The sequence below is a fragment of the Bartonella sp. HY761 genome (assembly GCF_026743145.1).
Lineage (GTDB): Bacteria > Pseudomonadota > Alphaproteobacteria > Rhizobiales > Rhizobiaceae > HY038.
On the sequence record NZ_CP104887.1, the window covers coordinates 302,585 to 329,165 of the forward strand.

The 26,581-nt window shown below is 39.9% G+C and carries 26 protein-coding genes and 1 tRNA gene; 12 read left to right on the forward strand and 15 right to left on the reverse strand.

Annotated features, from left to right (window positions below; translation table 11 throughout):
* Nucleotides 1-324 precede the first annotated feature (324 nt).
* The gene (gene mgtE, locus N6A79_RS01195; RefSeq protein WP_268546657.1) at nt 325-1,704 is read left to right on the forward strand and encodes a magnesium transporter; all 1,380 of its coding nucleotides are present in this window, start codon (nt 325-327) and stop codon (nt 1,702-1,704) included.
* 77 nt (nt 1,705-1,781) lie between these two features.
* Here mgtE and N6A79_RS01200 read toward each other — a convergent pair whose 3' ends face one another.
* The 4 genes from N6A79_RS01200 to N6A79_RS01215 form a co-directional block, all read right to left on the reverse strand.
* The gene (locus tag N6A79_RS01200; RefSeq protein WP_268546658.1) at nt 1,782-2,648 is read right to left on the reverse strand and encodes a hypothetical protein; all 867 of its coding nucleotides are present in this window, start codon (nt 2,646-2,648) and stop codon (nt 1,782-1,784) included.
* A gap of 55 nt (nt 2,649-2,703) precedes the next feature.
* Nucleotides 2,704-3,852, reverse strand: coding sequence for a hypothetical protein (locus tag N6A79_RS01205; RefSeq protein ID WP_268546659.1), 1,149 nt, complete (start codon nt 3,850-3,852; stop codon nt 2,704-2,706).
* 203 nt (nt 3,853-4,055) lie between these two features.
* On the reverse strand, nt 4,056-5,486 hold the full coding sequence (gene pyk, locus N6A79_RS01210; RefSeq protein WP_182418524.1) for a pyruvate kinase: 1,431 nt from the start codon (nt 5,484-5,486) through the stop codon (nt 4,056-4,058).
* A complete protein-coding gene (locus tag N6A79_RS01215; protein WP_182418525.1) occupies nt 5,483-5,950 on the reverse strand; it encodes a DUF1036 domain-containing protein in 468 nt (155 codons plus the stop codon). The genes pyk and N6A79_RS01215 overlap by 4 nt, the downstream gene beginning before the upstream one ends.
* A gap of 1,285 nt (nt 5,951-7,235) precedes the next feature.
* Between N6A79_RS01215 and efeU the strand changes: the two genes are divergently transcribed.
* The 4 genes from efeU to efeO (N6A79_RS01235) all read left to right on the forward strand — a co-directional run bounded on the left by efeU (nt 7,236) and on the right by efeO (N6A79_RS01235) (nt 11,863).
* Nucleotides 7,236-8,075 carry an iron uptake transporter permease EfeU gene (gene efeU, locus N6A79_RS01220; RefSeq protein WP_268546661.1) on the forward strand — a complete coding sequence of 280 codons (840 nt, stop codon included), beginning with the start codon at nt 7,236-7,238 and terminating at the stop codon, nt 8,073-8,075.
* A gap of 87 nt (nt 8,076-8,162) precedes the next feature.
* Nucleotides 8,163-9,323, forward strand: coding sequence for an iron uptake system protein EfeO (gene efeO, locus N6A79_RS01225; RefSeq protein ID WP_268546662.1), 1,161 nt, complete (start codon nt 8,163-8,165; stop codon nt 9,321-9,323).
* Between the two features lie 131 nt (nt 9,324-9,454).
* Nucleotides 9,455-10,774, forward strand: coding sequence for an iron uptake transporter deferrochelatase/peroxidase subunit (gene efeB / locus N6A79_RS01230; protein WP_262079530.1), 1,320 nt, complete (start codon nt 9,455-9,457; stop codon nt 10,772-10,774).
* 243 nt (nt 10,775-11,017) lie between these two features.
* Nucleotides 11,018-11,863 (forward strand): iron uptake system protein EfeO, encoded by an 846-nt coding sequence (efeO, locus tag N6A79_RS01235; protein WP_410007220.1) that lies wholly within the window; start codon nt 11,018-11,020, stop codon nt 11,861-11,863.
* 96 nt (nt 11,864-11,959) lie between these two features.
* Here the strand turns inward: efeO (N6A79_RS01235) and N6A79_RS01240 are convergent, their stop codons facing one another.
* From N6A79_RS01240 to grxC, 4 genes are all read right to left on the reverse strand, one after another.
* The gene (locus tag N6A79_RS01240) at nt 11,960-12,268 is read right to left on the reverse strand and encodes a hypothetical protein (RefSeq protein ID WP_268546663.1); all 309 of its coding nucleotides are present in this window, start codon (nt 12,266-12,268) and stop codon (nt 11,960-11,962) included.
* 40 nt (nt 12,269-12,308) lie between these two features.
* The gene (locus N6A79_RS01245) at nt 12,309-13,181 is read right to left on the reverse strand and encodes a 3-hydroxybutyryl-CoA dehydrogenase (protein WP_268546664.1); all 873 of its coding nucleotides are present in this window, start codon (nt 13,179-13,181) and stop codon (nt 12,309-12,311) included.
* A 100-nt stretch (nt 13,182-13,281) separates the two neighbouring features.
* Entirely contained in the window at nt 13,282-13,710 is a 429-nt protein-coding gene (locus N6A79_RS01250; protein ID WP_182418531.1) for a DUF1178 family protein, read from the reverse strand.
* 3 nt (nt 13,711-13,713) lie between these two features.
* Nucleotides 13,714-13,983 (reverse strand): glutaredoxin 3, encoded by a 270-nt coding sequence (gene grxC, locus N6A79_RS01255; protein ID WP_182418532.1) that lies wholly within the window; start codon nt 13,981-13,983, stop codon nt 13,714-13,716.
* 341 nt (nt 13,984-14,324) lie between these two features.
* On the opposite strand from grxC, the gene N6A79_RS01260 reads away from it, so the two are divergent.
* The 3 genes from N6A79_RS01260 (at nt 14,325) to N6A79_RS01270 (ending at nt 17,823) form a co-directional block, all read left to right on the forward strand.
* Nucleotides 14,325-15,494 (forward strand): phosphoserine transaminase, encoded by a 1,170-nt coding sequence (locus N6A79_RS01260; protein ID WP_268546665.1) that lies wholly within the window; start codon nt 14,325-14,327, stop codon nt 15,492-15,494.
* Between the two features lie 227 nt (nt 15,495-15,721).
* Nucleotides 15,722-17,326 carry a phosphoglycerate dehydrogenase gene (gene serA, locus N6A79_RS01265; RefSeq protein WP_262079538.1) on the forward strand — a complete coding sequence of 535 codons (1,605 nt, stop codon included), beginning with the start codon at nt 15,722-15,724 and terminating at the stop codon, nt 17,324-17,326.
* Nucleotides 17,326-17,823 carry a GNAT family N-acetyltransferase gene (locus N6A79_RS01270; RefSeq protein WP_268546666.1) on the forward strand — a complete coding sequence of 166 codons (498 nt, stop codon included), beginning with the start codon at nt 17,326-17,328 and terminating at the stop codon, nt 17,821-17,823. Before serA ends, N6A79_RS01270 begins: the two co-directional genes overlap by 1 nt.
* A 117-nt stretch (nt 17,824-17,940) precedes the next feature.
* Here N6A79_RS01270 and N6A79_RS01275 read toward each other — a convergent pair whose 3' ends face one another.
* Nucleotides 17,941-19,248, reverse strand: coding sequence for an MFS transporter (locus N6A79_RS01275; protein WP_182418536.1), 1,308 nt, complete (start codon nt 19,246-19,248; stop codon nt 17,941-17,943).
* A 200-nt stretch (nt 19,249-19,448) separates the two neighbouring features.
* On the opposite strand from N6A79_RS01275, the gene N6A79_RS01280 reads away from it, so the two are divergent.
* The gene (locus tag N6A79_RS01280; RefSeq protein ID WP_268546668.1) at nt 19,449-19,661 is read left to right on the forward strand and encodes a heavy-metal-associated domain-containing protein; all 213 of its coding nucleotides are present in this window, start codon (nt 19,449-19,451) and stop codon (nt 19,659-19,661) included.
* A gap of 442 nt (nt 19,662-20,103) precedes the next feature.
* On the opposite strand, the gene N6A79_RS01285 is transcribed toward N6A79_RS01280, so the two are convergent.
* Both N6A79_RS01285 and N6A79_RS01290 read right to left on the reverse strand, forming a co-directional pair.
* The gene (locus N6A79_RS01285; RefSeq protein WP_268546669.1) at nt 20,104-20,607 is read right to left on the reverse strand and encodes a hypothetical protein; all 504 of its coding nucleotides are present in this window, start codon (nt 20,605-20,607) and stop codon (nt 20,104-20,106) included.
* A gap of 566 nt (nt 20,608-21,173) precedes the next feature.
* Nucleotides 21,174-21,931, reverse strand: a protein-coding gene (locus N6A79_RS01290) for an IS5 family transposase (protein WP_263499871.1) whose coding sequence is annotated in 2 segments (ribosomal slippage) — nt 21,174-21,598 and nt 21,598-21,931 — 759 coding nt in all. Because the reading frame shifts where the segments join, the coding sequence is not laid out codon by codon here.
* Nucleotides 21,932-22,147: 216 nt separating this feature from the next.
* Between N6A79_RS01290 and N6A79_RS01295 the strand changes: the two genes are divergently transcribed.
* Nucleotides 22,148-22,654, forward strand: a complete 507-nt coding sequence (locus N6A79_RS01295; protein ID WP_268547524.1) for a tyrosine-type recombinase/integrase — start codon at nt 22,148-22,150, stop codon at nt 22,652-22,654.
* Between the two features lie 90 nt (nt 22,655-22,744).
* Here N6A79_RS01295 and N6A79_RS01300 read toward each other — a convergent pair.
* From N6A79_RS01300 to N6A79_RS01310, 3 genes are all read right to left on the reverse strand, one after another.
* A tRNA-Phe gene (locus N6A79_RS01300) sits at nt 22,745-22,820 on the reverse strand.
* 207 nt (nt 22,821-23,027) lie between these two features.
* Nucleotides 23,028-24,029 carry a sensor histidine kinase gene (locus tag N6A79_RS01305; protein ID WP_268546670.1) on the reverse strand — a complete coding sequence of 334 codons (1,002 nt, stop codon included), beginning with the start codon at nt 24,027-24,029 and terminating at the stop codon, nt 23,028-23,030.
* 270 nt (nt 24,030-24,299) lie between these two features.
* Nucleotides 24,300-25,091 carry a response regulator gene (locus tag N6A79_RS01310; RefSeq protein WP_268546671.1) on the reverse strand — a complete coding sequence of 264 codons (792 nt, stop codon included), beginning with the start codon at nt 25,089-25,091 and terminating at the stop codon, nt 24,300-24,302.
* Nucleotides 25,092-25,328: 237 nt separating this feature from the next.
* Between N6A79_RS01310 and N6A79_RS01315 the strand changes: the two genes are divergently transcribed.
* Both N6A79_RS01315 and N6A79_RS01320 read left to right on the forward strand, forming a co-directional pair.
* The gene (locus tag N6A79_RS01315; protein WP_182418550.1) at nt 25,329-25,535 is read left to right on the forward strand and encodes a NepR family anti-sigma factor; all 207 of its coding nucleotides are present in this window, start codon (nt 25,329-25,331) and stop codon (nt 25,533-25,535) included.
* A gap of 1 nt (nt 25,536) precedes the next feature.
* Nucleotides 25,537-26,091, forward strand: a complete 555-nt coding sequence (locus N6A79_RS01320) for an RNA polymerase sigma factor (protein WP_182418551.1) — start codon at nt 25,537-25,539, stop codon at nt 26,089-26,091.
* A 256-nt stretch (nt 26,092-26,347) separates the two neighbouring features.
* Here the strand turns inward: N6A79_RS01320 and yacG are convergent, their stop codons facing one another.
* Nucleotides 26,348-26,548, reverse strand: a complete 201-nt coding sequence (yacG, locus tag N6A79_RS01325) for a DNA gyrase inhibitor YacG (RefSeq protein ID WP_262079548.1) — start codon at nt 26,546-26,548, stop codon at nt 26,348-26,350.
* Nucleotides 26,549-26,581: the final 33 nt, after the last annotated feature.

Here is a 26,581-nt window from a genome sequence, read left to right on the forward strand (position 1 = left end):
TCAATAATTTCTGTATTGGTTAATTTTATCAAAGATATGCGTTTGTTTATATCAAGTCCTATCGAATATAAGAAAAAAAATTATGATTAAAAGCATATATATTGATAAAACCAAACTTGTTGAAATCTTACCGTCATTTTTTAGTGGGATTTTGATAAATACGGCTGTTTTCACCAAAGCTTTTATTGACTTGTCTAAAAAACACAGACAAATCATCAAATAAGCTATTCGATGAATTTAATGTTAATATATTGAAAAAGCGTGGAAAATATAAAAGACATTTAGTGATAATATTCATGCAGATGAAATGAGAGGTATATTAAAGTGACAGAGCCTACCAATAAAACCGATTCCATTGCCTCTCTCGCGCCTAAAGTTATTGCAACTGAGCTTGTACGGCTGCGTTATGCTGACGCAATTGATGTTATCAATAGTTTAGAAATAGATGAGGCGATTGAGGTATTTATCCACTTACCGCTTGATTACGCTGTTGACCTTTTTGACATGCATGAATTGCAGCGCGCCAGTGAAATTATGGAAGCGCTGCCAACCAATTTAGCAGTTGATATTTTAGATGGCATGTCTGCCGATGAGGCGACTGACGTTTTCCAAGACATGGATGAAGAGGTCCGCAAACGACTATTTTCCATGTTGGAGCCGGTGACGCGTCATGAATTGAAAACGCTGACCCTTTATCCAGAAAATACTGCTGGTGCTTTAATGACCACAGAATTTATTTCCGTTCCAGCCACCTGGACGGTGGAACGCAGCCTTAATTTTATCCGTGAAGTTGAGCGCACCCGTGAAACAGTTTACACAACTTATGTTATTGATCCTGAAAGTGGTATTTTACTGCGCGATGTGTCATTGCGTGATCTCGTCTTAGCAAAACCATCAGAATTAATCCTTGAGGCGGGCCGCCATCAGGAACCAGTTACCATTTCGCCATTAACCGAGCGCGATGATGTGGCAAGGCTTTTCCGCCGCTATGATTTATTGTCAGTACCGGTGGTTGATGATGAAAAACATGTTATCGGTATTGTCACCGTTGATGACGTTCTTGACGTTATGGTCGATGATATGAGCGAGGACGCCCAAAAATTTGGTGGTATGGAGGCAATTGATGAGCCTTACATGCAAACCAGCATTTGGGAAATGTTTAAAAAGCGTGGCGGTTGGTTAGCTATCTTGCTTATTGGTGAAATGTTTACGACGACCGCTTTGCAATTTTTCGACGATGAGTTTAAAAAAGCGTCTGTTCTTGTTTTTTTTATACCTTTGATTATCAGTTCTGGTGGTAATTCGGGTTCACAAGCAACCTCGCTTATTATTCGTGCCTTGGCGTTACGTGAAGTCACCTTACGCGATTGGTGGAAAATTTTCTTTCGAGAACTGCCAACGGGCCTTATTTTAGGGGCGCTTTTAGGTTTTATTGGTTTGGTAAGAATTATTGTCTGGCAGTTTTCTGGTTTTTATGACTATGGTCCTCATTGGTTCTTGATTGCTGTAACTATTTTCTTTACGCTTATTGCTGTTGTTACCTTTGGTTCGCTTACCGGCTCGTTATTGCCGTTCTTGTTAAAGCGGGTTGGATTTGATCCGGCAAGTGCTTCTGCACCACTCGTTGCCACCCTTGTCGATGTTTCTGGTATTGTGATTTATTTTTCCATTGCCGCGCTTATTTTAACGGGTACATTGCTTTAGTTAAAGGCAGTATGAGGGTTTGGATAGTTTGTCTAAACCCTCACCTAAAGCCTAGCTATCCTAAACATCTAATATCTTCATTCATTTAAAGCTTTAATTTCAGCCCATGGAATTTCGCCGCCAAATAGCCTTGTAGTAAATTGATCATCTTGATATTCGGGATAGCGTTTTAATATTCTCATCGCAGAAATACGTTTATCATTACTTTCTTTATCGCCGCGCTGAGTATATCCAGACAGGAATTGAATAGTATTGATGATATCACTCATTTTCGCATGGTTTAGAAGTCCATAATCAATAAGGTTAGATAATGCTTGATTACCACTTGATGATAGTGCTAATGATTGAACTAAATTAAGACCAGTTTCTCTTGGCAACCAAATATTTGCGCCAGCTTTTACAAGAATATCAACACCTTCATAATTTTGAGCAATAGCAACATCTAAAACCAGTGGAGTATTATTACTGTTTGTTTGTATATAATTGGGATCTCCACCAGTTTTAAGATAAATTTTTATAAGTTCATTGATGAATACTAAATCTTCAGCCTCATCATCGTCACCACCTGGCATTCCTAAGTAATTCATAAAAGTCATCGGATGACGCTTTGTTGGTCTATCGACCATAGTTATGTCCGCGCCATTACCAATCAACGTATCAATTGCTTGTATATTGCGTTGCGACAAGGCATGGAAAAGCAAAGTTATTTCTTGTCCATAACGTTGATTTATTGCTCCCTGCGGAAGTTTTGCAAAATCGCTTTCGCCGATATCTTGATGTCTTTCAATTTTTTGTGCCAAATGATATACATTTTTGTCATATTCACTAAATAAAAGATCCGATTGTGGCGTTGGCATCAAGGCCATATGGCGATAGGTTTGATATCCAATAAAAATCAATAAAATTATCACGCCACAGGGTATTAATAATTTAAATTTTTTCACGTGTTGATATCCTATGATAGGCGGCGATGCTTCGAGATCTTTAAACGGCAAGCCTTTATTTAAAAAATTTTTTGTCGTCTATAAGCGCACAGTTCCATGCTGGTCCCTCGCTTTCTATCGCGCTTTCTTCATGCCATTTTTCTAGCCTATAAGAAAAATATTGTCGCTTGCAAAAATTGTCTTGTTCCCAACGGGCTAATAGTAAATTTGAATCTTGCCGCATAATAAGCTGTAGATTTGTGTAATGTGCACCTAAGGGAAACTTATCAATTTTGCCGGTTTGGAAGTCATATAAATACATATCATGATTGCTAGGGGCAAAGTAAATAAATCCAAAACCATATTGTCCGGCAAATATTGGTATATCAGATTTAGAAAAGCTTTCAGTCAGTGCCGTTCGATAACGCTTATATTGGCTATTAGCACCGTTAAAACTAGGGTCTTTTTTGGGACCATTATAGATCTTTGAAACAAAGTAATCTTTGGCTTTCAAGATCTTAAATGCTTTGGCTTGGTTTTCCTTTGGCTCTAGCCAGTCCAGTAAAGGTAAATTTTCTAAACCCTCCACTTTTTCAGTTTTGGCGATATAATCTAAATCAGTTAGGGCGATGGCTTGTAATTTTGCGTTGTTATCCCAAGCATATTCTTCCTTTTTGTTATAAAAAGCGGAGGGTTGGAAAAATATTATTTTATTCGTGTCCATAACCGGAGTTGTCGTTACATAGCTATCTTTATTGAAAATAAAACTTATTACGACAGTGTTGTCCATTTTGTCATCATTGGTTATTCTATAGTTTAGATAAGTTGTTGGCGCATTAAAGTCAGAAAAACTAGATAAAAAATGTATTCTTTGATTGTTAGAATTATTTAAAAGGAAGTTTTTATTAATAAAAATATCTTTGTAGCGCGTTTTTTTTAATTCGAAATTTGAGAAAATGCCTGTATCGCCCTTAGTATGCGCAATTTTTAAGATTTTTACTATCTTTCCGGTATTTCGATTAATCGTGACTTTGAGGTTCTTGTCAGAAAAAATATTTATCGGAAAACGAGATTTAACCATTGTAGGTTTTAAATTTGGATAGTTCTCTAAAACCGACTGATCGTCCCCTATTCGCAAACCATCAATAGACTGTGCCTGTGCCTGTAACTGTACTTGGGCAAGCGATACGATAGTCATTAAAATAAAAGCCAAATAAAATCGCATAAGTCCCCCAATTATTTAAATAAATACTTGCATCCAATTCATTAGTACCAAGCAGTTTCTAACACCATTATCAAACAATTAACGGCGAAAATAAGATTAAACAAAAAAGGCATTTCTCTATCTTTCGATAAAAGAAATGCCTTTTATAATAAATCTATAATTAGGTTATTATTCGCTTGATAAAACTAAGTTTAAGTAGATATTCAATTCTTATGTTCTTCATTAACAACGGCAATACGCAGCATATTGGTTGAGCCTGGTGTACCAAAAGGAACGCCAGCGGTAATGATGATGCGCTCTCCAGTTTTACAAAAACCCTCGTGGCAAGCAATTTTTGCCGCGCGATCTACTACCTCATCAAGGTCTTTTGCGTCTTCCGTGACAACGCAGTGCAAGCCCCAACCAATAGCAAGGCGACGTGCCGTTTCAACCTTAGGTGATAAGAGAATGATAGGTGTGCGCGGACGCTCACGCGAGGTTCTAATGCCAGTTGTGCCCGTTGTTGTATAGGCAACAATGGCAGCAAGGTTAAGTGTTTCAGCAATTTGTCTGGTGGCAAGAGCGATAGCGTCTGCACTTGTTGCCATTGGTTTTGGATGTTGAGCATTGATCATGCCACTATAGAAAATATCGCGTTCAATTTTTTGCGCAATGCGATCCATAGTCTGTACCGCCTCAATCGGATATTGGCCGGAAGCTGATTCTGCTGAAAGCATAATTGCATCAGCACCCTCATAAACCGCTGTTGCAACATCAGATACTTCTGCGCGTGTTGGAACAGGGGCGCTAATCATTGATTCAAGCATTTGGGTTGCAACAACAACGGGCTTACCTGCATTGCGGCAAGCTTGAATAAGCCGCATTTGGGTACCCGGGACACTTTCAAGCGGCATTTCAACGCCAAGGTCGCCACGTGCTACCATGATCGCATCAGATTGATCGATGATTTCTTCAATGCGCAGCAAGGCTTGCGGTTTTTCGATTTTTGACAGGATCGACATGCGACCTTTGACAATTTTGCGTGCTTCGGCAATGTCATCGGGACGTTGAATAAAGGATAGTGCAATCCAGTCGACATCTTCCTCGACGATAGCTGCAAGGTCGCGATGATCTTTTTCAGTCATCGCGCCAACTGCCAATAATGTATCAGGTAGGCTCACACCTTTACGATCAGAAATTTTGGTGCCAGCCACCACGCGACACTCAATCTTATCAAGGTCGCATTGGATGATAACCAGTTCAAGCCGACCATCATCAATAAGTAAGCGGTCTCCGGGCTTTACAGCCGCAAAGATTTCAGGATGAGGCAAATAAACGCGATTAGTGTCACCAGGTGCCTCATTACGGTCAAGGGTAAAATTTTGCCCTTGCTTTAATTCTACGGCGCGGTCAGCAAATGCGCCTACACGCAGTTTAGGGCCTTGTAAATCACAAAGAATGCCGATTGGGCGACCTTGCTTTTTTTCAACATTTCGAATGCGTTGCACAAGTGCGCGCATTGTATCATGGTCGGCATGGCTCATATTAATGCGGAAAACATCGGCACCTGCTACGAAAAGCCGCTCAATCACGGTCTCGTCAAAAGATGCAGGCCCAAGGGTGGCTAGAATTTTCACATTACGGTTGCGTCTCACGGATTTTGACTCCCTGTCACCAATGAATTATTTATTGCAGGATTTGTTGTAACTGGTTCAGTTAATTGCACCATCCAGTTTTTTTGGTTTTGTGTATCAATTTCCTGAAAACCAAAACGCTGGAAGCCACGGGCAAAACAATCATTAGTTCCCGGAATTTTAAATTCGGCTTCGGTGCCGCACATGGTAACAGGACCATCCCAGCGGCTTTTACCGCTTTCATCTTCGGCATATAGATAATAGAAGCGTGAAGAAAGCGAACCAACAATAACTGTTTCACAGCTTGCCTTATTAATGCGCCACCAACCTTCGCTAACCCAACCTTCATCAGAGCGATATCCAACAGCAACCCCAACAATATCTTGGGTTGTATTACAAACGCGTAAATCTGCCATCGCCGAATTGACAGAAATCAGAAATAGGAAACCGGCAAAAAACCATTTCACTATAGATCTCAATTGCATTGGCGATACTCCATTAAAGCGCTGACCTTTCTTTATGCCAATTTAAATATTCATTCTACCATTAATTGATGCCATGAATGGTGCAAAAGCACAAATGCTATTGTTCATTCATATATCTCTCTATCGCGTTTTTTAAACCTTTTTATCTCAACGAAGCAAAATATTCCCAATTGATTGTGCCAAGAGCTGGTGATTGTGCCAAGAACTGGCTTGGTAATAAAGGGATTTTGACATTTTGCTGCATAATTGCAATGGCAAAGAGGCTAAATAACAAAGAAATATTGGTGCTAAATCTGTGGTAAAATGATGATCCTTTTTAAATTAATCATAAATAATCGGTGTTTGGTGAAAAAGTAGAATCGCTTCTGCTTTTCCAATATGAACTTATTCAGTGCTTTCATAACAAAGTGATCTTTAAATCGATATATCTTATTCACTTTGGTACTATCGTAATATTCAATTTGGCTTTTATCAATGAAAATTAGGCGAAATCTTGATCGCACATTTAGAACCATAGTTAAAAACCAAAAACAACATTACTCGAACACTTGACTTATTAGGTGAAGTTTTAATAGCAGAATTGTGACATAAGTGTTAAAATTTTTAGCATTTCGTAAATTATCTTGCAATGAAGCTAACGGATGGGATTAAAAATCTTAAAATACTCAATTGTGAAATGACTTAATGGTTGGGAAAGCTAGTATGTTTTGAATGTTGGACATTGTTAGAAAATGTTTAGGTTTTAATTGTTTTACTAATGATTTTGTGATTTTGAACTTGTTTGTCGATATTATTGGTTGTGTGGCGTTATGGTGAGTCATTTTCTGATTAAAAATAGCTATAGTTTTGCTGTTTTTAGTTTTGGTGTAATTAGCGTATAATAGGTTTTAAAATAATGGGATTATGTTTTTAATAATATAGATTATAATAGTTCTAAATTTATTAGTAAAATTTTGGTGTAATGTTACAATTATTTGCAGTATTTTCTGTTTAATACTTAAGTTTAATTTTAATATGTGTTATGAAGATAATGTTATTAGTATTATCATTTTACGTGTTTTGGCATATGTAAAAAGCCCGATGAAGTGAGAGGCTGGTTGGAAGCTAGCATGTCTTATTGTCGTGGGGTTAATAAAGTATGACTAAGCATTGTGATTGCATATGGTGCAAATTTATCAATATACACCAAAATACTCTAATTTAATAATAAATGAAAATACCACATTCAATATAAGCAGGATATATTGGATGCTTATATGAAAATTGGTTTTAGAAAGTTTATTTAATGTTTGCTGCTTTTCTTATTATGTTGCGTGAAGGACTTGAGGCTGTTTTAATTGTTGCTATTATTTCAGGCTATTTGACACGCACGGGGCGCCGTGAATGGTTGCCAGCCATTTGGGTTGGTATTTTTTTAGCTATCGCGCTTTCACTTTTTGTTGCAGCAATGATATTGGCATTACGTGCTGAATTTCCGCAAAGACAGCAGGAGATGTTTGAAGCCTTTGTGGGCTTTTTGGCGGTTGGCGTGCTTACCTGGGTTATATTATGGATGAAAAAGGCCGCATCAAGTGTTGGTCGTGAATTAAAGGAATCGGTTGAAGCTGCTTTTTCGCAAGATAAATCAGGCTCAAAAGGCACAACCCTTGCTCTTGTCGGTATGGCTTTCTTAGCTGTTGCGCGTGAAGGTTTGGAAGCGGTGTTTTTCTTGCTTGCTATTCTTCAGCAAGGCAATGAAACCAATACTCTATGGGGCGCGCTGTTGGGTGTTCTCTTAGCCAGTGCTATTGGCTTTTTGCTATATAAAGGTAGTATCTCGCTTAATTTACGGGTTTTCTTCCGTTGGACTGGTGTTCTTATCATTTTCGTTGCAGCCGGTCTTGCCGCAAGTTCGCTCAATAAGTTGCATGAAGCAGGTATCTGGAATAGTTTGCAAGACATTGCCTTCAATATTCAGCATATCCTTTCCGATCATAGCACTTTAGGCACATTTTTAGCAGGTCTCTTTGGCTATAATCCCGCTCCAACCATTGGTGAGGTGGTGATTTACGTTATCTATTTGGTGCCTGTTCTTGGTTTTTATATTTACGAAAGCAAGCAGCCTAAAAAGCCAGTAGGCGCTTAATATCTAGCCATTGCAAGATGAATGAGGTGCCTTGATGGTAAAGTACCTTAAAAAACGAAATAGTGTTTATTAAAGAAAGTAAGTTTCATGACATCGCCAAAAACAAATAAGACCCCTATGGTGATTGCTCTTGTCGGCTCATGTGTTTTGGCTGTTGCTGCGGCCGGAACATTGTGGTGGGCAAGCAGCAATCATACAGATGATACCGATGTTAATGATATCATTGCGGTTAAAGTGGGCAGCGATAGCTGCGATCCGATGAATTTGACTGTACCTGCTGGCAAGCGTTTTTTTGAAATTGAAAACACATCAGAGCGTGCGGTTGAATGGGAGATTTTATCGGGCGTTATGGTGCTTGCAGAGCGTGAAAATATTTTACCCGGATTTAAATCGCGTCTATCGGCAACGCTTGCACCTGGTGAATATGAAATTACTTGCGGTTTGCTAACCAATCCGCGCGGCAAAATGGTTGTCACGTCAAGTGATGAGTGGAAAAATGCCGTTGCAGCTCAGCCGGGTAATCGCGAATTCTTAAAGCCTTTATCCGAGTATCGCGTCTATCTCATTTTAGAAGCAAAGCGCATGTCTACAGCGCTTCAATCACTTAAAACAGCCATTGATGCCAATGATGTTGATGCGGCCAAAAAAGCATGGCTTGATGCCCGTCTTCACTATCGCAAGCTTGATACATTCTCTGGGCGTTTTTCTGATCTTGAAACCAAAATGAATCCGCAAGCGCAATATCTTGCTAACCGTGAAAATGACAAAGCTTTTGTTGGCTTCCATCGCATTGAATATGGTCTATGGGGGCAAAATTCTACTGCAGGACTTGCACCATTTATGGCCGATTTAGAAACTGCGGCCAATGATCTTTCCCAGCGCATCAAGGATAATCAGGTTGCACCGGTTGAAATGCTGACAAGTGCTGAAAATATCACCCAAAAGCTAATTGATATGTTGACAAGCGATCATGGTGTTAATGCTTGGGCTAAGGATGAAGCGAGCGAAATGGCGGCCAGTATTGATGGTATAAAAAAGACCGCATCGCTCATGGCTGAAGTTGCACAGCATTCTGCACCGCAATTGCAAACCGAGATCAATCAAAATCTGGATGCTTTAAGCACGATTTTCAAAGATGGTGTAAATGAAACTGGTGAACTTGCGGCGGATAAAAAGCAAGTTCTTTTAGCTGATTTGAAAAAGCTTTCGGAGCAGCTAACGCAGTTACAAGCAAAATTAGGGTTTTAGTGCGGCTAATATTGCACTAAACCCCTTGAAATAAGTGGTTTTACCATGCGCACGCAATAAAGAACCACTGTGAAATGAAGAGATTGGGTGATGGATAAAATCTGTCACTTGATCCTATGGAGTAGAAGATAATGACCAAAAGTGGATCAAGCCCTTTTAATCGTCGTTCGTTTTTAAAAACCGCCTCTGCAACGGCGTTAGTCACACCGACCTTGGTGGCTGGCAATGAGGCATTTGCCCAAGATAATGCAAAAGCCACGCATATGGCGCAAAGTGGTGCGGTGACAGCTGCACCAACGGGCAATGATAATTTATCAGATGTTGTCGCTTTTTATGGCGAGCATCAGGCAGGTATTTTAACCCCGCGACCGGCAACTGGTCTTGTGGCGGCATTAAATGTTGTTGTTAGCAAACCTGAGCAATTAGAAGACTTGTTTCGCCGTCTTACCGACCGTATCCGCTTCTTAACCAAGGGTGGTAGCTATCCAGAGCGTGATGATAAATTACCGCCTTATGATTCTGGTATCTTGGGGCCAGAAATTACACCGAATGGTCTTACGGTAACGGTTGCGCTCGGCAATTCGCTCTTTGAAAAATTTGATTGGCTAAAGGCTCATAAGCCTGCGGAGCTTGAACAAATGACCGGCTTTCATAATGATGCTTTGGTTGCGAGCCGTTGTCATGGAGATATTTCAATACAAATTTGTGCCAATGATATTGATACAGTTATTCACGCATTGCGTGACATTAATAAAAACCTATCAAACCTATTGGTGATGAAATGGATGCAAGAAGGGAGTGTTCCAGTCATTGCCCCATTGCCAAATGGCGAAGTCGAAAATGCCCGTAATTTCTTAGGCTTCCGTGATGGTTCTGCCAATCCTGATACCAATGATAGCGCGTTGATGGATCGTATTTTGTGGGTTAATGACAGCCGCAAAAATGAACCAGAATGGGCCCGTGGTGGCTCCTATCAAGCCGTGCGCATTATCCGCAATTTTGTTGAGCGCTGGGATCGCACTCCCTTGCAAGAGCAAGAGCGCATTTTTGGCCGCAAGCGTGATAGTGGTGCGCCGATGGATGGCAAGAAAGAATCTGATGTTCCAGATTATACTAAGGATCCTGATGGTAAAGTAACATTGCTTGATGCCCATATTCGCCTCGCTAATCCAAGAACGGCAGACTCAGAAAAACATCAAATTTTGCGCCGGCCTTTTAATTATTCCAACGGCGTAACCAAGTCTGGCCAATTAGATCAAGGCCTATTGTTTATTTGTTATCAAGCTAGCCTTCATGATGGTTTTATCCATGTGCAAAGTCAACTTGATGGCGAACCGCTAGAAGAATATTTGAAGCCAGAAGGTGGTGGGTATTTCTTCACGCTTCCCGGTGTTCAAAATGATGAAGATTGGCTAGGCCGTTCGCTTATGGAAGCGGTAAAGGCTAGCTAATAAATTAAGATGAATGAAAAAGGTAACTGCTTTAATAGTATGGTTTTCTTGACCACTGCGTTAAACGCCTTTTCATTCATGCGCAAATTTTCGATACCAATTTCAAATTGGTATCGTCATAAATACAAGTGATGATTGATTTTTTAGCTGATATGCTTGGATTTTTCATCACTGTATCAAAGGTGGTGGATTATACTAAATCGCCGCCGTTTTCGTTGAACAGCTATAGAAAAGGAAATAGCGATGTTTTTGAAAGCACTTCCGATGCGGACAATGGCTTTAAAGGCTGTGGCAATTGCTGGTCTTATGTCATTGATGACACCTGCTTTTGCGGCAAATGAGCCAGAGCTTGATCTTGTTGCGCCGATTGCCGAATATAAGATTTATGTTAGCGAAAAAGTTGATAAGCTTGTCGAAGACACCGAAAAATTTACCGCAGCGATTAAGGCTGGCAAAGTAGACGAAGCTAAAGCACTATTTGCACCAACCCGCATCAGCTATGAAGCTATTGAACCAATCGCTGAACTCTTTGCTGATCTTGATAAGTCAATTGATGCCCGCGCTGATGATTTTGAAAAAGAAGAAAAAGATCCTAATTTCACGGGCTTTCACCGCATTGAATATTCTTTGTGGGAAACCAAAAGCACTGACGATATCCAAGGCACAGCTGACAAGCTTTTAACGGACGTTAAAGACTTGCAAGCACGTATTTCTGATCTTGCTTTCCCACCAGAAACCGTTGTTGGCGGCGCTGCTGCCTTGATGGAAGAAGTTGCAGCAACCAAGATTTCAGGTGAAGAAGACCGTTATAGCCACACGGACCTTTGGGATTTCCGCGGTAATTTTGATGGTTCACGCAAGATTTTTGATCTTTTCAAGGGCTTCCTTGGTAAGGATGATGCAGCTTTCGTAACTAAGGTTACTGAAAACTTTGATACTGTTGATGAAATTCTCAGCAAATACAAAGAAGGTGAAGGCTATGTAAGCTATGAAAAGCTTACTGATGATGACCGCAACACGCTGTCAGCAGCTGTAAATACTCTTGCAGAAGACCTTTCAGAACTTCGCGGTAAGCTTGGTCTTGAGTAGGCTTTAATAATTAAGCGATAATTTGCTTTAAATAAAAGGCATATTTATATCATTGTGATATGAATATGCCTTTTTATTTTTATGTTAATCGTGACTTTAGTCACAAACAAAATATAAGCTGTTGCCATTTTTCGTGGCTGTTTCTAATAGGGTAAGCCACCTTGATTTTTCTGCCTTATCAATGGAAGCATTTTTAATAATTTCAATAAATTCTTCAATCATCGAAATGTTCATTATAAAATTTTCAAAATAGGAAAACTCTATATTAAAAGCCTTGTTCAGTTTCTGTATCGCTAAATCTACTTTAAAAAAATCTTCCAGATCGATGTTCGAGACTAGATTTAAACTATTGCCATTGATGTCATCCAATTTGAAGTCGCGGCTTACTTCAAAAATATCAAGCATTGCGAACTCTTTTCACTTTATCGCTAAAATATTCACTTTATCAGCGACTTGGTATCGGTATTTCGCCACGATAGTCATAAAAACCGCGTCCGCTTTTACGACCGAGCCATCCAGCCTCAACATATTTGATTAAAAGCGGGCAGGGGCGATATTTAGAATCTGATAGGCCATCATGCAAAACTTGCATAATAGAAAGGCATGTGTCTAATCCTATAAAGTCAGCAAGTTGCAGTGGCCCCATGGGGTGGTTAGCACCAAGACGCAAGGCACTATCAATGGCTTCAACGCTAGCAACCCCCTCATAAAGGGTATAAATTGCTTCATTAATCATCGGCAGTAAAACACGGTTGACCACAAAGGCTGGAAAATCTTGCGTTACAACTGATGTTTTACCAAGGCTTGCGATGAATTGAGCTGCTGCATTGAAAGTTTTGTCGTCAGTCGCAATGCCGCGCACGATTTCCACAAGATTCATCAAAGGCACGGGATTCATAAAATGAAGACCAATGAATCGCTCGGGCCTATCGGTTGTAGCAGCTAGCCTTGTAATCGAAATGGTGGAGGTATTGGTGGCAATGATTGCTTGTGGGTTTAGAAATTGACATAGATCATGAAAAATATCTTGTTTGGTTTTTTCATTTTCAAAAGCTGTTTCAATAACTATGTCAGCAGATCCAAGCTGTTCTTTATGATCCAAAACTTTGATGAAAGATAGCGCATGCTGTCTTTGTTGTTCTGATAGTTTATTAAGTGCTACTTGTCTTGCTAAATTGCCATTGATAGTTGCAAGAGCGGCTTCTGCCTTTTCTTGTGAAAGGTCATGAAGCAACACAAATTTTCCTGCCAATGCACAAGCATGAGCAATACCATTGCCCATTTGTCCAGCGCCAATAATGCCTATTGTTTGAATCATACCATCCTCACCCCATCAAAGCATTTTGCAAAAGACATTTATAGTTTTTATAAATTTGCAGATATATTATGAGGACTATAATATTGCTTTTAGCCGAAAACTAGTTTTTCTTTTCAGGAAGCGTTGGTAAGGGGAGCAAGTCTATACCTTCCTCCACCAGCGATTTCACTTCCTCGCCATCGGCTTCGCCATAAATTGTGCGTTCAAGTGCCTCGCCATAATGAATTTTTCGGGCTTCTTCGGCAAATTTTTCACCAACATAATCGCCTTCCTCACGGATTTTTTCAGACACTTTACGCCATTGCGCTAGTAAATCGCGTTCTTGTGAAGAAAGCGCATTGCCAACCATTTTTTCTTTTTTGCGCGAAGTTGAAATGGCAGGCGCCATAAGATCCTTGGCAATTTTTATTGATTCGCATTGTGGGCACGAAACCCAACCTCGTGCACATTGCATGTCAAAATCATCATTGGAGCGAAACCAAGCATCAAAATGGTGGCCACCGTCGCAGTGAAGATTGAAGCGAATCATTGGTTAGTTCCCTTTTTTGTAAGGCTGTAAAAGTTCATCCAGCCTGCCAGTTTCTTCCAATGCAAAAAGATCGTCGCAACCACCGACATGGATATCGCCAATAAATATTTGCGGAAATGTATTGCGCCCATTTGCACGCTCACGCATTTGCGCCCGCACTTGTGGATCGCTTGCAGCTTCAATCGCGATAAATTCAACATCCTTTTGTTCAAGCAAAGCTAGTGCCTTCGCGCAATAAGGACAGCCCGGTTTAATGTAAATTGTAATAGCCACGTATTTTCTCCTTAATTTTCTTATATAGTGGCAAAATATAGCAATGCCAAGCACTAGCTATTCTTTCGATTGCGAATATTAGTCGCAGTAAAGTATAATTGAACACCATAAGTATCAGCCCAAAAGGCCAAAAACATACTGTACTAATCGTGATGGTTAGTTAATAAGTATATATTTATTTTTCCTAATAAAACTGTGTATTTTGTTGCAAACTTGAAATAAAAATAAAATAATTTTGATTTATAAAAAATCTGGTTGCTTTTTAATTAAAGTTGAAATAGACAGGTCAACGGGCCACCTCTCCCCACCGAGAGGCGAGCTATCTGAGAGGATAGAATAAAATGACTAATATTAATGAGCCGGGTAATCGCCCGAATAATCCTAATTTTTCTTCTGGCCCTTGTGCCAAGCGTCCAGGTTGGACAACACAAGCACTAAATGATGCACCTTTAGGTCGCTCTCATCGTGCAAAAATTGGCAAGGCCAAATTGGCAGAAGCCATCGATCTCACCCATGAAATTTTAGAAGTTCCTGCTGATTATCGCATTGGTATTGTACCTGCGTCAGATACTGGTGCTGTTGAAATGGCATTATGGTCATTGCTTGGTGCGCGCGGTGTTGACATGTTGGCTTGGGAAAGCTTCGGCTCAGGTTGGGTCACAGATGTGGTCAAACAATTGAAGCTAAAAGATGCCCGCATTTTTGATGCTCCATATGGCGAATTGCCAGATTTTTCACAAGTAGATTTTAATCGTGACGTTGTCTTTACATGGAATGGTACAACATCGGGTGTGCGTGTTCCCAATGTTGGCTTTATTCCAGATAATCGTGAAGGTTTAACCATTTGCGATGCAACATCCGCGGCTTTTGCGCAAAATTTAGATTTTGCTAAGCTTGATGTTGTTACGTTTTCATGGCAAAAAGTTCTTGGCGGTGAAGGTGCCCACGGTATTCTTATCCTTAGCCCACGCGCAGTAGAGCGCTTGGAAAGCTATGTGCCACAATGGCCATTGCCAAAAATTTTCCGCATGACCAAGGGTGGCAAGCTTATTGAAGGTATTTTCAAAGGCGAAACTATTAATACGCCATCAATGCTCTGTGTTGAAGATTATCTTGATGCATTAAAATGGGCTAAATCTCTTGGTGGTTTAAAAGCTTTGCGTGAACGTGCTGATAATAATTTTGCTGTTCTTGATGCTTTTGTTGAAAAATCAACATGGCTTGCAAATCTTGCTGTTGATCCAACAACCCGTTCCAATACATCCGTGTGCTTAACCATTATTGATGAAGATATCAAAAAGTTGAGTGCGGATGATCAAGCAGCTTTTGCAAAAGCAATTGTAACTCGTCTTGATAAGGCTGGTGTTGCTTATGATATTGGTGCTTATCGCGATGCCCCATCGGGTTTACGCATTTGGGCCGGTGCGACGGTAGAGGCTGATGATTTAGCTGCTTTAACGCAGTGGTTGGACTGGGCTTTTGCTTGCGAAAAGGCTGCGTTGGGCGCCTAATATTCGCTTATAGTTAAACATATAGAGTGGTTGAAGCCACTCTATTTCAATCTCAAATTTCTTGAAGTTTTAGTTTTGCCTTGCAATTAGTTGTTAAGGCATGAGGTTTTCTTTCACCTTTTTTATGGATGAAGTTAAACTAAAATGAAAAATTATGAAATGCGCATGGTGGTAAAAGCGCTTTCTTAATAATCCTTTGCAGTATTTTGACAATTATGGAGGCCATAATGGCACCTCGCGTATTAGTATCTGATAAACTTTCTCCAACAGCAGTACAAATCTTTAAAGATCGCGGCGTTGATGTTGATTATTTGCCTGATCTTGGCAAGGACAAAGACAAGTTACTTGAAATTATTGGTCAATATGATGGGCTTGCTATTCGTTCTGCAACGAAGGTAACCCAAGCGGTTATTGACGCAGCAACTAAGCTTAAAGTGGTTGGCCGTGCTGGTATTGGCGTTGATAATGTTGATATTCCAGCAGCTTCACGCCGTGGTATTATTGTGATGAATACGCCTTTTGGTAATTCTATCACCACGGCCGAACATGCAATTGCCATGATGTTTGCTGTTGCGCGTGAATTGCCTGAAGCTGATGCTTCAACTCGCGCCGGCAAATGGGAAAAAAACCGTTTCATGGGTGTTGAAGTAACCGGTAAAACCCTTGGTATTATTGGTTGCGGTAATATTGGTGCGATTGTTGCAGCGCGCGGCATTGGTCTTAAAATGCATGTTATTGCTTTTGATCCCTTCCTTTCTGAAGCGCGTGCCGAAGAATTGGGCGTTGAAAAAGTTGAGCTTGATGATTTGCTGCGCCGCGCTGATTTCATCACCTTGCATACGCCACTTACTGACAAAACCCGCAATATTATTGATGCAGAAGCCATTGCTAAAATGAAAAAAGGCGTTCGCATTATCAATTGTGCTCGTGGTGGTCTGGTTGTTGAAAAAGATTTGGTGGAAGCGTTAAAATCTGGCCAAGTTGCAGGGGCTGGTATTGATGTGTTCGAGCAAGAGCCGCCAGCAGCTGATAATCCACTTTTTGCGTTAAACAATACCGTTTGCACGCCGCATCTTGGTGCTTCAACCTCAGAAGCACAGGAAAATGTTGCTATTCAAGTGGCTGAGCAAATGGCTGATTATCTTGTTAAAGGTGCAGTAAGTAATGCCATCAATATGCCAGCCATTACCGCGGAAGAAGCGCCGCGCCTAAAACCATTTGTCAAGCTTGCCGAAGTGCTTGGTAGTTATGTTGGACAATCCACAGAAGAAGACATTCAGGAAGTTGAAATTCTTTTTGATGGTTCAACTGCAACTATGAATACTCGTGCTTTGATTAGTGCAGCCCTTGCTGGTTTAGTGCGTCCACAAATGGCCGACATTAACATGGTTTCAGCACCAGTTGTGGTTAAAGAGCGTGGCATCATCGTTTCTGAAATTAAGCGCGATAAATCAGGTGTTTTTGATGGTTATATCAAGTTAACTGTGCGCACATCGAAGCGTACCCGATCAATTGCCGGCACTTGTTTTGTTGATGGCAAGCCACGCTTCATCCAAATAAAGGATATTAATCTTGATGCAGAAGTTGGTGCGCATATGCTTTATATTACCAATAGCGATACACCCGGCATTATTGGTACAATTGGTTTGATTTGTGGTAAGCATGGTGTTAATATTGCAAACTTCGCCCTTGGCCGTAATAAGCCAGGTGGTGATGCCATTGCATTGCTTTATCTTGATGCGCCAATTCCAGCGGCAGTACGCGAAGAATTGCAAAATGTTGCAGGTATTAAGCGCGTTCAACCGTTGGAATTTAACACTATTGAGGCATAATGTCGATTAATTGGCGTTTTATGAATAAAAGCGATCTTGCAGCTATCTGCGAGGTCGCCTCCATTTGTCATCCTGATTATCCAGAAGATGAAGCGGTTTTGGCGCAAAAGCAAGCATTGGCGCCGCAAAGCTGTTATATTTTGGAAAAGGATAGTAAGCCAAGCGGTTATATTTTAGCTCATTCTTGGAAGGCGCATAATATTCCGCCACTCAATCAATTATTAGATGGCTTACCGCAAGATGCAGATACGCTTTATTTGCATGATATTGCAATTTTACCTGATGCACGTATTGGCGGTGTTGGTTCGTTAGGCTTAAAAAACCTATACCAACAGGCAAAAGCATTGGGTTATAGCTCTATGTCATTGGTGGCAGTCAATAACTCGTCGCCTTTTTGGCTAAAGCAAGGATTTGTAACCCAAGTGGTGAACAGCACTTTGCAGCAAAAGCTTCTAACCTATAGTGACGATGCAGTTTATATGATGAAGACTTTATAGGTTTTAATTAAGGCAGTTATTGGCGCCTTGTTCATATGTAGATTTGATTAAAAAAGCGGATAATAGATTATTTATTATCCGCTTTTGTTTTTACTATTAGTTGAAAGAAAAAGCTAATTATTGTGGTTTTTCTTCAACGCCAATTTCAAATTCGCGGGCTTGACCACGGCATAGTAAATAAATCCCAAGGCCGCTGGCCAGCATACCAATAGCGATCAAATACCAGACATGTCCCATTGGGGTTAAGCGGTTAAAGAGAGAAATAACAACCGGTATGGTTCCACCTAAAATTGCATAAGAAATATTATAGGAAAAAGCGAGGCCAGAAAAACGCACGGCTGCAGGAAACGCCTTAACCATGACATAAGCTACCGCACCAACATAGCCAGCAAAAAATCCTAAAAATGCCGATAGAATAAAGAGTGAAGTGGTTGAGCTGTCGGCATAATTATAAAATACATAAGCGGTTATGGCAAAACAAATGCCACCACCGATGAAAAAGCGCCCACTGCCAATGCGATCACATAAAATACCAGCTATTGGCGTTGCGATAATCAAAAATAATGAAGTGACGCAATTAGCTGCAAGGGCTATATCACCGCTATAATTATAGGGTGGGTGCTGTAAGAAATTGGGTGTCATTAAGGTTGAGATAACAATAGTTGCTGATAATGCCCAAGTCAGCAATATCGCAATAAGAACGCTTTCACCATGTTTTTTAAGAACAATTTTAAGCGGCACTTCTTTGGTTAAGCTGCGTGCTTTTTGCATTTGCTTAAAAATAGGGGTTTCATCAAGCCATTGTCGTAACCAAACCGCTAACAAACCAAATATGCCACCAAGGATAAACGCCCCGCGCCAGCCATAATCGGTTACAAATTGTGGTGTAAAGAGGTGATTAACAAGAGTTGCAACTAATGAGCCTAGCAATATGCCTAATGATAGGCCAGAGGTTAAAAAGCCGGTTGCAAAACCGACATAACGCGAGGGCACATGTTCGGACACAAAGGTCCATGCGCCAGGAATTTCGCCGCCAATTGCAATACCTTGCAAAACGCGCAGAATTGCAAGCAAGATGGGGGCAGCAACACCAATGCTGGCATAGGATGGGATAAGAGCCATGCAGAGGGTAGATACAGCCATAAGTAGAATAGAAAAAGCAAAAACTTTTTTGCGGCCTAATTTGTCGCCAAGATGCGCCATAATGATGCCGCCAAGGGGACGGGCCAAATAACCAGCAGCAAAAATACTATAGGTGAGTAGGGTGGTTAGCCATTCCGCCATTTCTGGATTAAAAAATACGGTACTTATGATTTTGGCAAAAAAGACAAAAATGATAAAGTCATAAAATTCGAGAGCCCCGCCCAACGAGGATAAGCCCAAGGTTTTCATATCAGAACGCGTCAACATTCGCGGTTCGCTCATTTTGCCTCTCCTAAATATATGTCCAATTGTCTTCCCATTTAAGATTTAAGTCTGTTTAAAAGGGTAAATTGGTAATAAGCCTATTTATAAGATTAGTGCAATGCTCATTATATGAAATAATTAATCCTTTTGATTTTTCCTCTTGACCTTGCCGCGTTGGAAGGTCGCATATAGACCCATATGAATAAAAGGAGAATAAAATGAGTGAAAATGCTGATATTGTATTTCGTGTTGCTGATATGACCTGCGGCCATTGCGTTAAGTCGGTTACAAATGCCATTGTTGAGGCTTTGCCAAATGCAATAGTAAAAGCTGATGTTGCAAGTCATCTTGTAACGGTTAGTGGAACTCAAGATGCAGCTAAAGTAAAGCAAGCTATTATTGATGCTAATTATACGCCTGAAGCCGTGTAAATAAGTTTTTTTAAAGCATGTGATTTTTGCTTTATCAAACTTGCTAAAGATGAAGATTTCAAGGTCTAGGGCTATTTATATAAAATTGTTTACGAAATAATTTTACGTATATTCAAGCTCAATATAGTCTTTAATTATATTTTACTGATTAAAAATAACGCCGCTCATTAAGGTGGCGTTATCGATTATTGTTGAGTGTGCGAGGCATTCTCGATTTTTGTTAAGGATAATAGCTGAAATAATTACAAGCTTAGTGATTATCTGGCGGGCAAATTACCAAGGCGAAGAAATACCAACATTATCTTTTTCGCAAATATTATTTGTAATCTGCGTTGACGTAAAAATATCAACGGTTGAGCTTTTTTAGCTATCTATGCCAGCCCCATAATTTTTATTTCAAAACCAACTAAATGATGGCTATATCTAATGAGGTTTAAATATTTCAAATTGATTTTTGAGGAATAAAACCTTCAGGGCACACATAGATGAATTCATAACGTCCCCGTTCAGGAACATCTCCATCATTGGTGATGTCACATTTTTCTCGCCCATGCTCGTTGAGATATTTCCTTGCAGCTGCCTTATAGTTTATTTTTGGTGCATCCGTATTTACTAGTCCATACGTTATGTTTTTTAGTAAGTCTTTTGGTATGTAATTACCAAGACTAGATACAAGAATTATTTTGTTACTATTTTTTGATTCAAAGACACGATATTTGTCATCTGGCATTTGTACGTAATTTGTTTTATTGCTATACAAAGTAACCTCTCGTTGACTGACGCAACCAGTCATAAGCGTAAGGAGTAAAATAGTAAAAGTGGTTATTATTTTATTCAATATTTTTTCCTCAAATCTAATTAATTTTGGGAGCATATAGACAATAGAAATTTTTTCTTTCTGTATATGGCCATTGATTAGCTTTAAATTGCATCTAGCAATTGCCATGTCTTCCAAATAACCAATCTTGGAATAATTCATGCCATAGATATATTATTCCGAGAATATAAAGCATAAGCAAACTTAGGCAGGTTTGCACTAATGTTTCATAAAAAACAATAGTAAAAAGTAGCTAGAAAAGTTTTTGTGTTATCGCTTCGTGCGGATTTGCAGAGCGATCAACAGTTTTATATGTTGTCAATTGAATAATTATTCCGCACTTACAATCATCATTATGTATGCTGATATGCTATGCATAAAGTTTAAATATAAAAGTAGAGTGATTTAAATGGAATGATGTTTCCTGTCGTTTGAATTGATAATTTATCAAGAGCGTGTTTATTGATAAAGCAGGGAGTGTTTTAATTTTTTATTTTTATAATGCACATGACGCAAAAGCAAAATTTTTCAAAAATAGGATTTTCTATCTTTGAATGCACTTGAAAGGCGGCAGTAAGTAAACATTGTTGCTACCATAGGAACGAGGTTGGGATAATTTTATGGGATTGTGTCAATAAATATCACGCAAGCGCAAAACATTTAGGGATGGCTGAGGGATCTAGGCTCAGGACTCATTAATTAAGATAGAATATTACGGTTGCGGCGATGCATATAGCCGAGAAGAAGGTGTGTGCACATCGGTCATAGCGTGTCGCGATGCGCCGCCAGTCTTTTAGCTTGGCAAAGAGGTTTTCGATTATGTGACGCAACCGATAAGTTTGCCTGTCATAAACTATCTCGGTGGTTCTGCCCTTTCTGGGCGGAATGCAAGCCTTTATTTTTTTGTCAAGCAATGCCTGCCGGAACCAGTCAGCATCGTACCCCCGGTCTGCAATGAGTTCCTTGGCATCTGGCAGATGCGCTAGCAAAAGAGCGGCTCCTTTGTAGTCACTCATCTGCCTTTCAGTTAGTAGCAGACATATTGGCTTTCCATTTTGATCGCAGACCGTGTGCAGCTTTGAATTCAAGCCGCCTTTCGTGCGCCCGATACGGCGGGGAATATCCCCTTTTTTAACAGGCTGGCAGCCGTGCGATGCGCCTTGAGGTGTGTGGCGTCAATCATGATGCGTTGAGGTTTTGGGCCCTGTCCGGCCAGCATTGCGAAGATGCGGTCAAATACACCCAACCTGCTCCAGCGGATAAAGCGATTATAGAGCGTTTTATGCGGACCATAACCGAGGGGCGCATCTTTCCATTGCAGACCATGTTTGATGACATAGACAATGCCGCTGATAACGCGCCTGTCATCGACACGAGCAACCCCATGAGACAGTGGAAAACAGGGCGATATTCGCGCCATCTGCTCTTCGCTCAATAAAAACAAATCACTCATTAGTTTCACCTCCACAAAACCAATGAATCACAAATCAACAAAAAAAGGAATCCAAATAATTAATAGGTCCTGACCCTAGGTAGCTTTGTAAAAGCTATGTCTGGTTTGTTTAAATGGGCTGTAGAATATTAATATATAATCGAAAATTCATGTATAGGTGTAAAAGCCTCAAAGATATAAAACCAAGACGGCTTTGAAGCGTGGAATGAAAATGACATTGATGCCTATTGTGCAAAATGGCCGATAGGAAATAAAGAGCGTGTTCGGCTTGATGTTCTGCTATATACTGGCTTGCGCCGTGGTGATGCTGTGCGAATTGGCAAGCAACATATTCGCGATTGTGTAGCAACAATTAAAACGGAAAAAGGCGGATTTAAAACCGAAGTGACATTGCCCATTTTACCAGTGTTGCAGGAAACGCTAGAAGCTGGCCCAACAAGTGACTTAGCTTTTATTTGTGGAGCCAACAAACAACCATTGACCAAAGAATCTTTTGGCAACCAATTTAGAAAAGCATGTAGAGCCGCAGGGATTGAAAAATCAGCTCATGGGGTAAGAAAGATAAGCGCAACCCGTGCCGCTAATGCTGGGGCAACTGTAGCGCAATTAAAAGCATTATTTGGCTGGGAAGCTGACAAGATGGCTTCACTATACACCAAGAGCGCAGATCACCAACAATTGGCAAAACAGATTATTGATAAGCTAGATAATCGGAACAAATGAAAAACTTCTTTGCCCTAACCTATTTTTTCTTGCCCTAACCTAAAATAAAAACCAATAAAATCAATAATTTATAAGGTAAAAAAAGGCAAATGGTGCCCAGACGCGGATTCGAACCACGGACACGCGGATTTTCAATCCGCTGCTCTACCAACTGAGCTATCTGGGCATCTGCTTCAACATGGTGAAGTGGTTTGCGTTATAGCATTAAATTTCATTCTGTCTATAGGCAATTGCAATTTTTTTAAAGTTTTTCCAATAAATAATTGAATACTATTTTTAAAAAAAATACCATTATAGAATTAATATAAAAAAACCAACATGTTACTATTTAAATGGGCTTTTTGAAGTAGCTGGAAGTGATATGAATGAAAAATTATAAATCATAGTTCGCAGCAGGTACATTAAGCAAATAATTGACCTTACCATTTTTAATGTAATATTCTGCCTTACCATCCACTGATGCTGGAACGATTCTTTCAAGGACTGTTGAACCAAAGCGTGCATTTCCTGCATTGGTGAGATTGGTCGGGTTGAAGACTTCTTGCCATGTAATTTGGATGAAATTACTATTATCTTCATTGGTTTTCAAAATACAGTCGATTTTTACAACGCCGCAGTCGCTTGCGAGTGCACCATAAGAAGACGAATTGATGATAAGCTCATGAAAGGCAAGCCCTATATGCAATGCAGCGCTTGGAAAAAGGTAGGGATTTTCACCATGAATGATAAAGCGTCCGCTAGAATGCTCGGTATAACCCGTAGCTTGCGAGCTAATAAGATCCTTTAACAAGGCACCACGCCAGTTTGAATCCGTAACGAGGTCTTGAGAATGAGAAAGGGATTGGATACGCCCTTGATATTTTTTTAAAAAATCAGCAACAGAATCACTAAACTTAGCCGTTTGAGATGCAATGCTTTGCATGATTGCTAATAAGTTCTTGGAACGGTGACTGACTTCACGCAATAGTATTTTTAAAACTTGTTCACGTTGCCTTAGTTCTGAAACATTAACGCCAGTGGTTATTAAGCCAATAATTTCATCCTTATCGTTGCGGTGGCAATCGATTGAGAATTTAAGCCATGAAGGTTTAGCACCGTCGCCAATTTTTACCTCTACGGTATCGCCAGTACCGTTTTCGAGAACGGATTTTTTAGCCTTAACCATGAGGGAACTTGTTTCAGCATCGAATAAATCTCCGTCAAGGCAATGGGGTTTCCATAATGTTTCTAACTGCGGAGGTAAATTTTTTGCCCATTGAAAGATTAAGTCAGGAGTTTGGTAAAAAACACAAATATCTGCATTGTGGATCGCTTGAATAAGGCCATCAATTTGTTCTTGATCAGTATTTGTTGTTTTTAGAACCTCTATGGCCATGCTGCTCGCCTATATTTTGTACAAACCTACATCTTCATGCATGTTCGATAAGCTTCATATTATGCTAAATTAAAGTATTGATAATATCATCTAACGAAATTAGCCTTCTGTTGAAGCTTATTTTTATTAATCAATATTAATCTATACCCTTTTTGGTTTATTTAAAAGGGTATAGCTATTCTTTTATATTTATACTGTTTGGTTAAAACCCAAAATAAAGTAAGATAATCTTGATTTTATCAGAAGGGTTTTTAAAAAATTAAGCAATCATTACCCATTATGGGCGTTTTCCTGAAAAAACAAAGCTTGGCTTATAAGTGCCTTAACCATATCAGGATTAAATGGCTTGGTTACAAGAAATGTTGGCTCAGGGCGCAAGCCTGTCAATAGTCGCTCTGGAAAAGCGGTTATAAAAATGACTGGTAAGGCGTTATCGGCGAGTATATCGTTTACTGCGTCTATTCCTGAGCTTCCGTCAGCAAGCTGAATGTCAGCAAGAACCATACCGGGTTTTGATTCGTTAAATAGCTTGACTGCCTCGTCACGAGTGCGGGCAATACCGACAACATCATGCCCCAAGCCTTCAACCAATTGCTCAATATCCATGGCGATGAGGGGTTCGTCCTCAATTATGAGGATTGTTGTTGCTACCTGCTCAGAAATGTCTTTTGATGCTTCACCCAGAAGATCAAGAAATTTGCTTTCGCTAACGCCTAAAACTTCACTGGCTTCCTTTTCATTAAACCCTTCAACCGCAACCAGCAAAAATGCTTGCCGTGCGCGCGGTGTAAGGTAAGATAATTTGGCATCGGGATGAGCAAATTTATCAATTTGTGGCATTGGCTCAGGAATATTTGAAGATGTTTGGTCAAAAAGCCCACAAAACAAATGATAGACACTAATACGATCACTAGTTGATTTTGGAAAAATCGATATATCTGCTATCAATGCACCAAGCATTGAAGCAACATAAGCATCCCCTGACTGCTGGGAACCTGTAACTGCGCGTGCAAAGCGTCTTAAATAGGGAAGATGCGGTGCAATCCGTGTGGAAAGGGACATGCCATTTAGCTCCTTTTGGCCCTAAAAAATACAACTTTAGGGTATAATGCCTGACGAGGAAAAAAGTTTCATACAATTCGGAACTTTTTTTATTTTTACATGTTCAACTATAGATGATAAAAAACATATATCACTTATCATCTATAGGTGGTAAAGAACATATACCACTTATCATCTTTTGATGATAAAGAACATACATCACTTATATTTGTGGTTAAAGTTAAAAGGTTAGAAAAAATGCAAAATAAAGAAGACAAAGGTGAAAATCGGGGTCAGCCTGTGTCTGATGAGTTATTTGGTTCTAACAGCCAAATCGCAAATCAGTTGCGTGCCTTTTATACTTCGATTCAAGAAGAAGAGATTCCAGATCGATTTTTGGATCTTCTCGAACAACTTGACGAAATAGAAATGAGTGGGCAAGCGAAAGGCTTTAAGGGGGAATAAAGTGACTGGTGAAGCAAACGATTTTCGACGAAATATGTTGGCAACTTTGCCGCAATTGCGCGCATTTGCTGTATCATTAACCGGCGCTTATGATCGGGCTGATGATCTTGTGCAAGATACCATCATGAAAGCATGGGGCAAGCAAGATAGTTTTGAGGCGGGTACAAATATAAAGGCTTGGCTTTTTACTATTTTGCGTAATGAATTTTTTAGCAAAATGCGCAAACGTGGGCGTGAAGTTCAAGACCCAGATAATGTCTTTACCGATAATATGGCTGTGCATCCTTCACAATATGGTGCTTTAGATTTACAAGATTTCAAAAAAGCTTTGGAACAATTGCCAGCCGATCAGCGTGAAGCAATTATTCTTATCGGCGCTTCAGGTTTCTCTTATGAAGAAGCGGCGGAGATTAGCGGTTGTGCGGTTGGTACGGTTAAAAGTCGCGTTAGTCGCGCCCGTATTCGATTGCAAGAGCTTTTAGGTGTTGATGGCGAATCTGATTATGGACCGGATGCAGATTCTGCCGGTGCAACCATGCGCTCATTTAGTGTATAAATTTTGATAAGCCATGCGGGGGCTTATCCATAATTAAATTTTTTTACATATTAGGTAAGCAAGTCCATTCAATCAATAATACTTATTTTTGCTAAAATAATTTAATTGTATATTTAGTAATATTTAATTTGCGTATTTTATTACTTAACAATCAGACCATCTAATTGATTTAAAAGTAAAAAATCAATTAATATGTTGATTGGCGAAGCTAGTGATTAAAGCTTTCACAAAATCTCAATAAAAAGAAATGCAAAAATCAATTTTCATTCTCATCATTTATTGGTTTACCAGGTAAGACATAACGACCTGATAGCCAACGGTTAAGATCCATTGATCTACAGCCTGAAGAGCAAAATGGATAAGTGCTGCGGCTAGACAGTTTTCCACATTCTGGGCAGGGTACAGGTGGGCGCAATGGTGTTACATTGTCGCTTGAAGCATTATTTTTATCAGTCATTTTTATCTACTTGTCGTGATGTGCAGCTGAGCT